Genomic DNA, 13,385 nt, shown 5'->3' on the forward strand with positions numbered 1-13,385 from the left:
TGCAACGGGGCCGTTTTCACCGTACTGTCCGATGTCACAATCCGTTTCTCTTTCACGGTCGGACTATAAGGAAAAAGTGATGACCGTGAACCCGATCGGCCGGTAGGCCACGCCGTTTCCTTCTGGGTACGGTTCGCCGATCAGGGGGACCTGCCAGATGGTGAACTTGTATGACGAGTACTCCGGATACGCAGCCAACACCCATTGCTGACCGGCCGGAATGTCCTGGGCGAATTCGCCGACAATCGGATAGTCGGCTGTAACCTCCCATCCCAATCCTTTTGAAAGCACAGTGGGACTGACCGGCACACTTGTGAAAAACCGCGCTTTGACGTTCTCCGACACGCCTATGGTCAACCGCCCGACGCCCTGGCCCGAAGCACTGCTGAGTAGATCGTTCCCCGTCTTTGCACAGGCTGTCACCCTGTATTGGATGGAGCGGTACGGACTTCCGATCGGGTGCGGCGGGATGATGGGCGGCGCCTCGATACTCGGCGTCGGGGGCAAAAGGACCGTCGGATCGACTGAGACAGTTGCGACGGAAATCGGTTTTGCATGCGAATAAGGAAGGATAATGCCCCGATTTTGGATGAATTCCCGGACAAGTTGTGGATCGTCCAATTGACGGACAATCTGGAAACCTCGGCGAAAATCGGCCGAAGGGGCGGGCGCCGGCCCGGGCCCCCCCGTGGCCTGCCCTGCAAGGAAGATGGCCAAACCGATCAGGACCACCGCGAACAGGTTTTTTTTCATGTTGCGATCCTCTCGTGAAGAATAAATAATAGAAACTAATCTTATTAAAAGCGAAGCGGGTGCGCAGATCAAGCCGGGCCAGTCGGGTCCCATGCGATGGTTTTCATGACGTCGGCGATAAAAACAGGTATGCCAAAATTCTCATATGGAGGAGAGATATTGATTGCCCCGGGTCCCGGCGAGGTGGAACAGATTTGTGGGCGTAACGCGGGGGGCATCATGTACGTCTATTCAGATGGAGGTGGTTTTTGATGAAGATGGTCCCCACAATCGCTTCAATCTTCGTGCTGCTTGTAACGGGGTGTTTCGATTCCGCCGCTGTAAAAAACGAATCGGCTCAATCCACCGCGCAACCATCATCGTTCACGGAAGAAAAGGCAATCGCAAAAGTGAACTGCGTTCTCGGGACGGCTTTTCCGGACAAACCAGGAACAGTACAGTGCAAGGTGGGCGCGGGCGGACCTCCGGGACGAACTGTTCCTGCCACCTTACAGACAAAGGTTCAGAAAGACGGACCCAGCTCCTATTTGGTGACGTTCATCGAACAATGGAGTGCACAAGATTTCAACAGCGGTGGGAATACGAACAAATCAACGTTGGAGCACTACTGGACATTCAAGGTCACACCAAACGGCTCTGCCCTCCTTTCACAAGGCGGTGATTTTCCGCCCCAGGCGGCCCTGTAGGGTCACCTTGTGATTCACCATACTGCCCCGCCCAAGCCATGTTAACAATCCTGCGACCCAGTTGGTCAAGCTCCCGTTCGCCTGTGTCCTGGGACGGGAGGAACGTGAAGGTAAAAAGCGAGAAAAAGGTGGTGATGGAATGAAAAAAGCACTATGCGTCATCGGCATCGTTTTATCATTTTTGGTGTCCGGGTGCGGGCCCTCTCAAGTGACAGAGCCAACACCCACCTTTACACAGCTACAATCGAACCCGTCATTCATTGTTGTGACCAAATATGACGTCACCCCATCTCCGCCGATCGCCAAAAAAATAACGGACAAAGAACTGTTAAATCGTATTGTAGACGAAATGAATCAAGGAAAGTCACGCGTGATTTCTGACAACACGACGTTGAATTGCCCAGCCCAAACGTATCCATCCACCTTTTACGATATGGTTATTCATTACGATACGTCCCCGGATCGGACTTTCATCCTCACGTATGCAGGTTGCATTTTTCTTCATGATGAGAAAGATGGTGTCACCATGCTTTCAAACGTTCCCTCCATAGTAAATGTGATGGGAGGTCCGCAGGATTGGAACAACCGCGGTTCTCCCAGCCGGTAGTCTGCCGTGCCGAATCGCCAATGGTCATTCTGACCAATACTTTTTGGTTGGCTTGGTAGAGGAGTGTTTCCGGACGACGATGAATTGAATCACTGCCACGACTTGGCGGAATGGCTTTGGCGGCAGCCGTTGCCAAGAAATCACGCGCCACCCTGCCCAGAATCAGCTTCATCCAGCTTCTCCTTCAACCAGGATTCCGTTTCTTCCGCGCTCAAAAACCCTTGAGCCACCGCCTTACGGGCCTGTTCCCCCCACCAAGCATCATCCAAATCCTGTAGACGCTGGAATTCCTCGTAGGACAACAAGACCGCAACAGGTCGCCCGCTTTTCTCCACAAGCACCGGCTCCACTTTGAGCCCTTCAATCACTTCGCCAAACTTATGTCGAAGTTCCGTCGCCGTCAAAGTCTTCACTTCGATCTCTCCTCACTGTTTATTTTAATTATTTCGTTCAAAATGTACACCCCAATCCACAGCTCCTTGACCCGCCGTGCTGCATTCAGTCCCGCCAGTCCTCTTCCAGTTCCCGGAGCAACTCCTCATGTCCGCACCACACGCCAGCAACAGGACGAATATCCTTCTTTAACCGCAAGGCCGTCCAGCGTCATATGCGGGAGATGGGGATTGCCGGCATCACTCCGGGTCCGGGTCTTCGCCGGCGCGTCCAGGCACACCGGGTGTATCCCTACCTGTTGCGCGGCTTGAAAATCGAGCGTCCGAACCACGTCTGGGGCATCGACATCACGTATATCCGCATGGCGCATGGTTGGATGTATCTGGTGGCGATCCTGGACTGGTACTCCCGTTACGTGGTCAGCTACGAGCTGGATCAAACCCTGCATATGGATTTTGTTCTGAAGGCCTTGCATCGGGCCCTGCGGCAGTGGACGCCGGAGATCATGAATAGCGACCAGGGAAGTCGCTTTACCAGCCCGAAGTACACGGACGTACTGCTAAATCATGGGATTCGGATCAGCATGGACGGTCGGGGTCGAGCCCTGGACAACATCTTCACCGAGCGCCTGTGGCGGAGTCTGAAGCAGGAAGAGGTGTATCTTCACGACTACCGAACGCCGAAACAGGCTCGGGAAGGGATCGCCAGATACCTGGAGTTCTACAACCACACGCACCCGCACCAGTCCCTGGGATATGTGACGCCGGCCTCTGTGTTCGGGCTCTAGGGGGTGCACCCCCTCCAGAATGATCGAGGGATGATCCAGAAATGGAAAATGCGTCCGGTCCTCATATCCATATTCAGGAATCTCGACACACTTTAAAAAGGGCCAAAAAATGTCTTGACAATGGGGTCCACCTCAACTTTTTGCGTAAGGCGCCCAACCGGCGGACCAGTGCCGCCAGCGGCGCAACGTGGACTCTTCGACCCCGACAGGCTCAGCAGGCGGCTCACTCACCGCTGCTTCGATGCTGGAAGTCTCATGCCGCTTGTAAGGTACCAGGATGTCCGGCAGCTCGTGATGAATCCGCCTGCAACTCCCGCAACGAAGCCTGCGAATGATGAGCTGGATCTTCTCTCCCGAGGCCCGGACACATCCGCGACGCCGACTGCCAATGACGCCAAGCGCCCCCTCACAACACGGGCAGGGCACCGATTCCGCACTCCGAACAAAAAACCCCGTCTACACCTGTTTCAACGAGCTCAAAATCTGATACAATGATCACAGGTGATGATGATTGGGTACCTCTGAGGATGCTGTTGACCGCAGTATCCTGATAGACAGAGGTACCCTTTTCCTTTCCCAGACTTATGGATATTGTAACCGTCAATTTCTGGATCGGCAATCCCGTCAGCATTCGGCCATTGTGGGATAGCGATAACAATTAAGGTTATCAAATCTTTCAAAGTACTTACGAATGCATCTCATACGCCTGTTCCACCAACTCCATCACCTCCCCGAGTTTTTCGACAGTATCCAGACACACTTCCACATCGCCCGTCCCTCGATGTCCGATCCCCGACACGTCCCGCGCCAGGTTCCCCGGGTCGTCGAGGTCGGCGGGACGGATGTCCAAGTACAGCTTCAAGCGGTCTTTCTGAGGGACCACTTCCACGAAATTCGACGTGGTCCGGTAGGCGATGTATGTTTTTTTGTACTCCTCGCGGATGGAAGAATCCAACTGGAGAATCCGCGTCCGGAATTGTTCAAAAATCTCTTTGACCCGCCCTTTGAGGTGTTCGGCGTAATCGGCGTCCCGGTCTCCCTCTCTGGCTTCCAGCAATTCTGCCTCCAAATCTTCCTGGTGAAAACGCCGGTAGGTGCTCCCCTTCCACGAGGAAAAGGTCCGCCGGGCATGATCGACAGCTTCGTGCCATGCGCGCCGCACATCCTCCGGGAGGGCGCGAACTTTATCCCAGGACAGCGTCACCAATTCCCACGTCCTCCCGGAGCTCCACCGCTCTGCGAACCGTTCCCGCTCCTCCGGGGAAATCCCGTCGAGGTTGCACGATTCGGCGCAGACGGTCAGCGACACCAGGAGCCTGTCGCCACTTCGGGAAAAGCGGAGCAACAGCCACTGGCCGACATTGACCGAAATTCGTCCGGGTCTGTAGGAGATGCTGAGAAGCCGGTCGACCGTTTCGTCGTCGAGCCGGGACACCAGTTCTTGAACCAACGCCCGGGCCGTTTCCAGATCGCCCTCCCGGGCAAAGACATCCTTCAACTTGACCCGGGGTTCCAAGCCGAACCCGAACCGCCGCAGATCCACATCGGGCCTCGGCCACACCTTGACGGCCAAGGCGGCAAGTTCCTCGGCCCGCGCGACGATCGCCGCCTCGTTCCAGGCATCCAAGCGGGCCAGCGAACGGTTGAGGCGCAATGGACTTTCTGCAAAGCCGCCTTTCATGTCGCGTTTTTCTCGAAAGGGACGGTCGCTTAACTCCGGATTGTAGCCGGTCAGGGTCAAATTGCCCAAGGTGTGAAGATATTGAGCTGAAATTTCCTTCCACCTTTCCCCCAATTCCTTCTTCCACTCATCGGAAAGATTCGGATTTTGGGGCATAATGTGTTCAATGCTGTAGTTCTCCACCACAACCGGTTCCTTCCGGTCGAAGTTCTCCAGCTTCCTGAAAAAATACATGCGGCTGCGGAAGTGGTAAAGATCCTTGATTTTCAATTGTTCCACAAATTCTTCGTCAGACGGAAAACGCCGGTACGACTCCTTGGTCAGGAGAGCGATCTGAAGGCTTTCCAGATAGTTTTCTTTGTCCACCTCCCGAATCAGTTGAGCAAAGGTCGTGTTCAGGGAGTTGGTCGGAATTCCGCATACAGCCCGGCGAAAGACGTAACTCTCCACCCACTGGAGGACCCGGCACAATTCCTCCAAGGTCAGAAGCTGCCGGTCATAGTCTTCAAACGCGGCCATCAGCAAGGGATAGGCCACATCGACCCTCAACTGGCGAATATCCGACAACAGAGAACGAAGTTGAGGATTGTCCACCGTTTGCGGTGCAATCAAGTACAGATAATAGCGCGAGTAGTGGTGCAGCTCTTGTAAGATATCCGTGACCGTCGCGCCGCTTTGACGGTGCCAATTCTTGAAGAATTCATACACCCCGCCGATCTTGGGAATGACGCCCGTCTTGACCGTCAGAAAATCCCGAATGAACCGATCGAACGTCCCATCCTCATCATGTAGAATGAACCGCTGTTCCATCGGATACCAGTACCGCTCGTAAAGGGCCTCCTGCTCGTTCGCTTCAAGTCCCATGAGGATGTAGTTGCGGATCAGGTCCGTCTGGGACAGGTCCAGCCCGGTGGAATTCAGGCTCTCGAAGATCAACTGGGGATTGTCGTGTTCCCGGTCCAGGGCGATGTCCACGATGAACAGCCGGCTGATACCGTCGAACACCGTCTGCGGCTCGATGGAACCCTTCTCGAGTTGGTCGCGAAAATACGCATAGTTTTCTTTGATTCTCTCCGAAGCCTCCCGGGGAAGCTCCCGATATTCAAGCACGGCTTTCAAGGTATCCCGGTCGCGACGGGTCAGCAGAAGCTTATAGCGCATCTCGCCTTCCTCTTCGCTGTTGAACAGATAATAATGGCGAATTCTTCTGGGGTTCACTTCTGCCGACGCGCCCGAGGCTTCGACCACGTCAGCCAATGCCGCCAGCAACAGGGTAATCGAGGTCAGTCGTTGTTGGCCGTCGATGACCATCAATCGCGGAACCGAGGAAACGTGGTACAGGCCCCGTTCAACATAGACGACAGATCCCAGAAAATGGCCTCCCATGCCCGGATGCTTTCCCACCTGGACAATATCCTGCCACAATTGTTCGCACTGCCGGCGGGTCCAACTATAATTTCTCTGAAAGATCGGAACCACGAATTGCTTCGGCCCCTGCAAAAAGGCCAAGAGATTCGCTTCTTGGGCTTTCACCGCAAAAGACACCCCCTGATGACCGCTTTGCAGCAAAAGTGTACACCGGTTGCGCATCATGTTCCAGAGCGGACGCGTAAAGGTAGGGTAAGCAAGCAGGATTTAGCCCTGCCCAAAATAGAAGAAGGTCTCGCCTACCGAACATTGACACGCACCCAGGCGATTGCTCGGGTTAACTGAGTCCATGACTTCGTCCATAGACACGCACGTCTTCCTGTGGTGGATCACCGATGACGGGCTCCGGGCAAAGAAGCCAGCGGATTCTGCTTTCGGTCTTCCGGCCAGTCATATTCGCCGCCTATTGTATCAAATACCCACCATTCCCCGATCCCGCCCCGACGACCGAGGCGACGAGCGGATGCGGCCCTCTTCGGATCCTTCACAGCAAAAGGCCATCCCGACAGGACGCCCTTGCCCTGTCGGGATGGCCCGTTTCGTCGCTGGTTTTACAGGGGGTCTCCGTGTCTCTATTCAGCCGTTCGAACCGGCGCCGGAGCCCGCCGCGCCGTATTCCCGGGCGCCGAGCAGCACCGCCACCGCCTCGGCCCGGGTGGTGATCCCGTCCGGCTCAAAACGGTTCATCTCCCGGCCCTTCACCAGTCCGGCCTGCTTCACGGCGGCCACCGAGGCCTTCGCCCAGCCCGGGATCGCCCCGTCGTCCGCAAAGCCCGCCGCCCCGGACGACCCCGGCAGCCCCAGCGCCTTGGCCGCCATCACCGCCATCTCCGCCCGGCTGATCTGCGCATCCGCCCGGACTGTCCCGTCCTCGTACCCGTGTAAAACCCCCGCCCGGACACAGGCCGCCACCGACGGCCGGGCCCAGTCCGGCACCGCCGCCGCGTCCGCAAAGGGCAGAGCCGCCGTCCCCTCCGGCACCGGCAGCCCCAGTGCCTTGGCCAGCAACACCGCGAACTCCGCCCGGGTCACCGGGGCGTCCGGATGGAACGTCCCGTCCGGATAGCCTTTCACCCAATCCTGGGCGACGGCTTGGTTCACCAGCGCCTCGGCCCAGTGGCCGTGAACATCCGAAAACCGCACCGCCCCGGGGCTTGGTTGTCCCGGAGTGGATTGCCCGGGAGTGGGTTGTCCCGGTACCGGCTGACCGGGGGCGGACGGCCCCGGGGAATTGGACTGCGCCTGGGTCACCTGCACCGTGGCGGTCACGCTCTTGCCTTGATACACGGCGGTGATCTCCGCCGTCCCCGGAGCTTTGCCCGTCACCCGGCCCCGGCTGTCCACCTCCGCCACCGACGGGTTGGAGCTCCGGTAAGTTGACAATCCCGTCACATCCTGGGACCATCCGCCGCCGTACACCGCCTTGACGGCGGTGGCATGACTCTCGCCGACCTTCAGGCTGTACGAGGAGCTGTCCAAATCAAGGCTCTGCAGCACCGGTGTGGAACTGCCGCCTCCACCCCCGGTGCCTCCTGAGGAGCCGCCCGGGCCGTCGGAAGAACCGCTGCCGTTGTCCCCGTTGTTGCCGCTCACCGCAAACACGGCGAACTTGGTGAAATGATCCACCCGGGCACTCGCCGTATTCCCTTCCACGGTGGTGGGCAACCCGACCCACCGCCTTGATTGTTCATCATAGTAATACATCGCCACCCGAGCCCCGCCGACCTGATCGGGGTCGAACTGCATTTGAATCGTCACCGGTTGGTTGAAGCCGACCTGGGCATCCTTCGTGATCTCAAATACCGGGGTGAGGCGTGCCAGCCCCACTCCTTCCGGCGGGTTCGAGTTCGGTGGCACCGGCTGGATGTTGACATGCACGTCCTTGGAAAATGCGCCGGCAGGTACGCTCACCTGTACAAAACTCCCCAGATTGACCCGTCCCTCGGATGATGCCGGAATGTCCGCGCCCGCCCGGGTGATTTGCCGCAATTCCTTGGTATTGCGCACCCGGATCCGGTACCCGTCCGCGAATTGCCCTGGGAAACCTGCGGCCTCCAGCCAGTCTCCGGGTGTTAAATCCGGTACGGGTCCGGACTGGTTCACGATGTACCCGTCGGTAAAGACCAGGGCGTCGCCCGTCCCGTCATTGATCACGTACGAGTTGGCATCGTATTTGCTGACAACTTGTCCGATGACCTCCACGAGTTGTCCCTGCACCTCGTCCTTCTTCACCCGGCCGGTCTGCATCGGTATCGGCGGCACCGGGGCGCTGTGGCCGATCGGGACGACGTCCTTCGTGAACGAATCGAACTCCAGCTCCAAGTTGTTCTCGAAAACTTTGATGTGGCCGTGGACCCGCACCCGGTCCCCTTCTTTCAGGCTGCCTTCCGGCACTTCTTTAAAGGCCATGATCCCGCCGGTGCCATCCTGCAGGTAGAAGGCGTCGAAGAACACCCCCGCCGCGGACGTCACTGTGCCTTCCACCACCACTTCGCTGCCGACCGGCAATTTCCGCGCCTCGGCGATCGGAGTCACCGTCGGCCCGGCGGAGGACAGCCATTTTACAGCATTGATCCCGAACGGACCGTTGTCGTCCCCGGAGTCCAGATTCTGATCGGCGATTTCCATGTCGTTCAGGATGTTCATCCCGGAGACGAGAATCCGCCCTTGCCCCACCTGTTCCACAGCGATCAGCGGGATGGCCGACCCGCCGTGATCATCCGAGTGGGCGTCGTACGTGTGGGACCCGTGGCCGTTTTTGCCCAGATCCACCTGGTAGCTCGTCTCATTTCCCCGAACGAGAATCTTCACCGCATCCGTATCCGCCAGCGGCGCCGCACCGGGCCCGGTCAGGCTGCTGCCGCTGAAGTACTCCAGCGCCCTCACCCCGTCGGTGATGGGGTGCTTGCCCTGTTCGGGACGGGCGAGCACGGCCCAAGGGGCACTGGAGGGTTTGCTCCAATAATTGCCGGTGGAACTGTCGTCGTAGACACCGTCGTCGTTCAGGCGAATCGTGGCGCCCATCGTCTCCAGCAGCGGGTTCACCCTCGTGGGATCCGCCCCGTAGTTGCTCTTGGACAGCAGAAAGAGCCCGCCGCCGCGCTGCACAAAATCGCTGACCGCCCGGCTCTCCTCGTCGGTCAAGGCGGTGGACGGGTAGGTCATGATCAGCACGTTCGCTTGACTTAATACGTCTGGGGTTAGCGGGGATTGATTTTCCACCACCGTGTACCCCTGCTGCCGGAGCAGCTGCGCAATCGTGTTCATGTTGTTGCGATATTTGCCCGGGTCCGTACTGGTATTCTCATTCTGATGCGAGGCATCGATCATCACCGTGATGCCCAGCGGCGCCTTGACGTTGACGGGCAGCGTATACGTGTTGTCCGCCGGGTTGTCGCCCGGGATATTTTGAATCACCGCGATCAGGCTCGTGGCCGGAGCGACGGAATTCCACGCCACCGCGGCCTCGGCGGACGCTTTCGGCTGGACGGTTCCGACCGCTTTTGCGCCGATCAAATGCGCGTCATCGACCCGGTCGTAGTAGAAAGACACCTGCACATTCACGGCTTCCTCCCCGGTGTTGCTCAACTGTGCCGTCAGGGTGGCCGGCGCCCCGACCACCAGCGCACCTTCTTTCACGCCGAGGGAGGTCAGTTTCACATCAACGGGCACAGCCTGGGACCAAATCGGCGCCGAGTAGATCCGGTCCCCGTCTTTCTGCGTGACTTTCACCACGTACCACTGCTGGCCGGATGCCGTCACCTCGGGGGTCCATGCAAAGCTGGTTTCGTTATCTTTCGGTTGATAACTGGCGACGACCCGACCGCCGTTGGTGATCAATTCGACTTTTGCAATGTTGTCGTTGGCGGCATAGGTTTTGGGCAGATAGCTGTAAGCCGGGTCGGTGGGCGATTCCGCCACCGGATCCTGCCCCTTGATATCGAAGGCCAGGTGGTTGCTGTCGACGGTGGCCCCCATGTAGTAGCCGTTGGCCGTCACGTCCAACTGGAAATTCGGGTCTTCTTCCATATATACGTGGAGGTTGTGCATGGCGTCGAGCAAGTCTTTGCGCGTCAACGACGGGGCGACGATCACCGTGCGTTTGCTCGTCTGTCCCCAGGTGGCGTCATGATTGTCCTCGCCGTAGGTGGGAGCCACGTGCCAGCCCAGGTCCAGGGCGTGATAAAATTTATCTTCCGCCAGGGTGTACGAATAGTGTCCGGACCCGTTGCCCACTTCCAGCAGATCCACGTACTTGTCCGCCTGCGGGTCGTAGGGCGCAAAATTATTGAACGACGTCTCCGGCATGTGCGGGTGGTTAAACTGGGCCACCGCCGCCCCCTCGGGGAAAGACTCCAGGTATTTGTAATAATTTCCTAAATCCTGATAATACCCGTTCCCCTGGACCCGGTCGATGAACGTGGGCGGGGTCGTGGTCGTGAATACGTTGGAATGCCCCCAGGTGGTCGAGGTCATCTCGAAGGACGGGAACACCACAAACTGGCCGTCGACCGTGTCGGCATCCGCAGTTTGTACCAGTTCCTGCCAGTGGGAACCTCCGCCGCGGACCGGGGAGCCGTTCTGTTGGATCGTATCCTTGTCGACCAGGCTCGCATCGATGTCGTGGGAATGATCGGTGAAAGTGATCCAGTCATAATGGTGAGCTTTGGCCGCCGCAACCTCGTCCTGCAGCTCACCGGTGGCGTCGTGGGAAATCTTGTCGTGGTCGTGCGTGGTCCCGCGATAATGGTTGCCGCCGGTGAACACCGGGACGGTGTTGAACGTCCACTCAAAAGAGCTCTCGTTCCCTTTGGTGTCTTTGGCGATGACTTTCACCGTATGGGTTTGTACCGTCAAATCGGACGGCGGCTGATACTGGATCTGGACCTCGGTGAGCGTGGACGCGGTAGTGATCGTCGCCGCCGTCGTCACATCTACACCGTCGAGAAGGATGTGGAGGCTCCCCGTATCCACGCAGCTCGGGTCCTGCAAGGACACGCGAATCAGCGGCCGTTTGCTCTGGGACTCGCTGCCGTTTTTCGGGTACTCATCCGTGAAGACCGGACCCGCCGTATCCGATTGTACGGTGACGGTCAGCGGTTGCGCCTCGCTTCCCGCTCCGGCGGTCAGCGCCCCGGCCCGGGCCAGGTAGTAGTACTCCAAGGTCTTGCCGGCCGCGGGAACCTTGTCCGCCGAAAGCGTCGCGACGTACCGCCCGCCCGTGCCGTCCGGGGTCATTTCGAGGGATTGGTAGAAGGTGTCACCTTGAAGCCGGTAGTACACCGTCACCGCCGCGTCGGTGGTCGTTTGCACTAAGGCCGCAAACGTCAGCGGCATCCCGGCGTAGGCCTGGATCGTATCCGGAGTAACGGTGAGCATATCCACCGGCGCCAGGTCCGAAGCGCTCCGCGGGAAAATCTCGTACCCCGTGTCGTACGGCGCTTTGGTGTCGTATTGAGCCACCAAACCGGTCACGGTGTAGGGTTGATTCACGCGCAATTGCACGGTATCGATGCCCGTGGACCGCATCACCCGGACGGTGAGGACATGATTCTGCTCGTCTTGCAAGGTAATGTTGTATCCGCCGCCGGAATCCGGGGTCGTTGGAACATTTGTGATCATGCCGCTGGTCCTGACCAGCTGCCCCTCCAGGGGCTCAGCGGTCTCATAGGCGGACAGCTCAGCCACGGTCGCGTCTCTCGGCGCGGGCAAAGGCTGACCCGGCGCCAGGATCTCCACGGTGCCGGGCTTGATTTCCGTCAAGCCCCTGTAAAAAGCCACCGTTCCGGTGATCCGCACCCGATCGCCTTCGTGGACCGACGCATTCCCGGCGCCGTACACGTTGATCCCGGCGGTACCGTCCTGCACGTAAAATTGGCCCGAACCGAGGACCTCGCTCGCGACGGTGGCGATGCCTTCGATGGTGTACGTCTTGCCGTCGTTTAACTTCGTCGGCTGGCCGTTGGCATCATTGGTTTTCAAGTCAGCGCTGGGGGTGACCGTCCCCGGGGGCGTTTGACCTCCCGAGCCGCCGCCACTGCTACCACCGGAGCCCCCCGTATCACCGCCACCACCGCTGCCTCCGGAGCCGCCGGTGCCGGTGTCGCCGCTGCCCCCGCCTGCCGCCGGTTCAGCAGGGCTGGCGCTGTTCTGGGGATTGGGAGTGGCCGTCACGAAGTCGCTGGCGTTATTGTCCGTGTCCCAGCCGTTGCCCATCCCGGCGCCCGCATCCGTGGGATCGGAACCATCGTTGGCTTTGCGCTCAACGCTTGTCGTGTTGCTCGGAGCGGGAGCTGGTCCGCTGCCTTCGTACTCATTGGCCGAACCAAAACCCACGAAGTCGATCACCGCCGGGTCCGTTTTTCCGGTGATCGTGGCGTCGGTGGTCACCAGCGCCACCTTGCCGGCAGTACCGGACATGGCGATGGTCCCTGTGGCGTAAGGAGCCGGCAGATCCACCGACCCACCCGAGCCCTTGGCCTCTTGAATCAAATAGTAGCCGTGGGGCGCGATGATTCCCGACAAAACCGTTTTGTTGGACCAACTTGAACCGCCCGCCGAAGCGTACTGCACCGACCATCCTTCCAGCGATACCGCGCTGTCAGTGGGGTTGTACAGTTCGATGAAGTCATACTTGTAAGTGGCGCCGCTGTTGCCCGCGCCGCCGTAGATCTCGCTGATGACCACGTGATCGGCTGCCGCCGCCTCTGCTTGCGGCATGAATCCGACGGGCACCGCGCAGACCATGGCCAGCAGCAACGCCACCAGCAGGCTTACCCCTCTCTTTTGCTTATGAATCCAACGCTCCATTTTTTCCTCCCTCCTTCGCGCTCGTATTCTGGTGGTTAAAGGCACGAGGGTGTTGCATCAATCTGAAATAAGGAAATATGCCCCCCATTTCGAACGGTCCGGCCTCCACATAGGTTTCTTGACGAGAGCGGCAAGAACGAATGACACTCACCCAACCCTCATCAATTTTACGTCCCGACTATCAAGGCAGCGCTAAGCCAGGTCAAATTCTTTTTTAAGAATGTTTTAAACAATATTAAA

Annotated in this window: 7 protein-coding genes and 1 pseudogene; 3 read left to right on the top strand and 5 right to left on the bottom strand. The window is 58.5% G+C overall.

Annotation, left to right across the window (positions count from 1 at the left end; genetic code table 11):
• Window positions 1-63: 63 nt before the first annotated feature.
• Entirely contained in the window at window positions 64-753 is a 690-nt protein-coding gene (locus tag BTUS_RS11095; protein WP_013076168.1) for a hypothetical protein, read from the bottom strand.
• Window positions 754-1,004: 251 nt separating this feature from the next.
• On the opposite strand from BTUS_RS11095, the gene BTUS_RS11100 reads away from it, so the two are divergent.
• Together BTUS_RS11100 and BTUS_RS11105 are read left to right on the top strand one after the other, a co-directional pair.
• Window positions 1,005-1,439, top strand: a complete 435-nt coding sequence (locus BTUS_RS11100; protein WP_013076169.1) for a hypothetical protein — start codon at window positions 1,005-1,007, stop codon at window positions 1,437-1,439.
• Between the two features lie 139 nt (window positions 1,440-1,578).
• Window positions 1,579-2,046, top strand: coding sequence for a hypothetical protein (locus tag BTUS_RS11105; RefSeq protein WP_013076170.1), 468 nt, complete (start codon window positions 1,579-1,581; stop codon window positions 2,044-2,046).
• Window positions 2,047-2,186: 140 nt separating this feature from the next.
• Here the strand turns inward: BTUS_RS11105 and BTUS_RS11110 are convergent, their stop codons facing one another.
• Entirely contained in the window at window positions 2,187-2,459 is a 273-nt protein-coding gene (locus BTUS_RS11110; protein ID WP_013076172.1) for a type II toxin-antitoxin system Phd/YefM family antitoxin, read from the bottom strand.
• A gap of 170 nt (window positions 2,460-2,629) precedes the next feature.
• Between BTUS_RS11110 and BTUS_RS11115 the strand changes: the two are divergent.
• Window positions 2,630-3,226: pseudogene (locus BTUS_RS11115) on the top strand (IS3 family transposase); the annotation flags it as partial.
• A 132-nt stretch (window positions 3,227-3,358) separates the two neighbouring features.
• Here the strand turns inward: BTUS_RS11115 and BTUS_RS18025 are convergent.
• From BTUS_RS18025 to BTUS_RS11125, 3 genes are all read right to left on the bottom strand, one after another.
• Entirely contained in the window at window positions 3,359-3,652 is a 294-nt protein-coding gene (locus BTUS_RS18025) for a DUF6431 domain-containing protein (RefSeq protein ID WP_013076174.1), read from the bottom strand.
• A gap of 259 nt (window positions 3,653-3,911) precedes the next feature.
• Window positions 3,912-6,440 carry a DUF262 and DUF1524 domain-containing protein gene (locus tag BTUS_RS11120; protein WP_013076175.1) on the bottom strand — a complete coding sequence of 843 codons (2,529 nt, stop codon included), beginning with the start codon at window positions 6,438-6,440 and terminating at the stop codon, window positions 3,912-3,914.
• Window positions 6,441-6,911: 471 nt separating this feature from the next.
• A complete protein-coding gene (locus BTUS_RS11125; RefSeq protein ID WP_013076176.1) occupies window positions 6,912-13,145 on the bottom strand; it encodes a DUF4350 domain-containing protein in 6,234 nt (2,077 codons plus the stop codon).
• Window positions 13,146-13,385 lie beyond the last annotated feature (240 nt).

The organism is Kyrpidia tusciae DSM 2912, from assembly GCF_000092905.1.
In the GTDB taxonomy this organism is placed as follows: domain Bacteria; phylum Bacillota; class Bacilli; order Kyrpidiales; family Kyrpidiaceae; genus Kyrpidia; species Kyrpidia tusciae.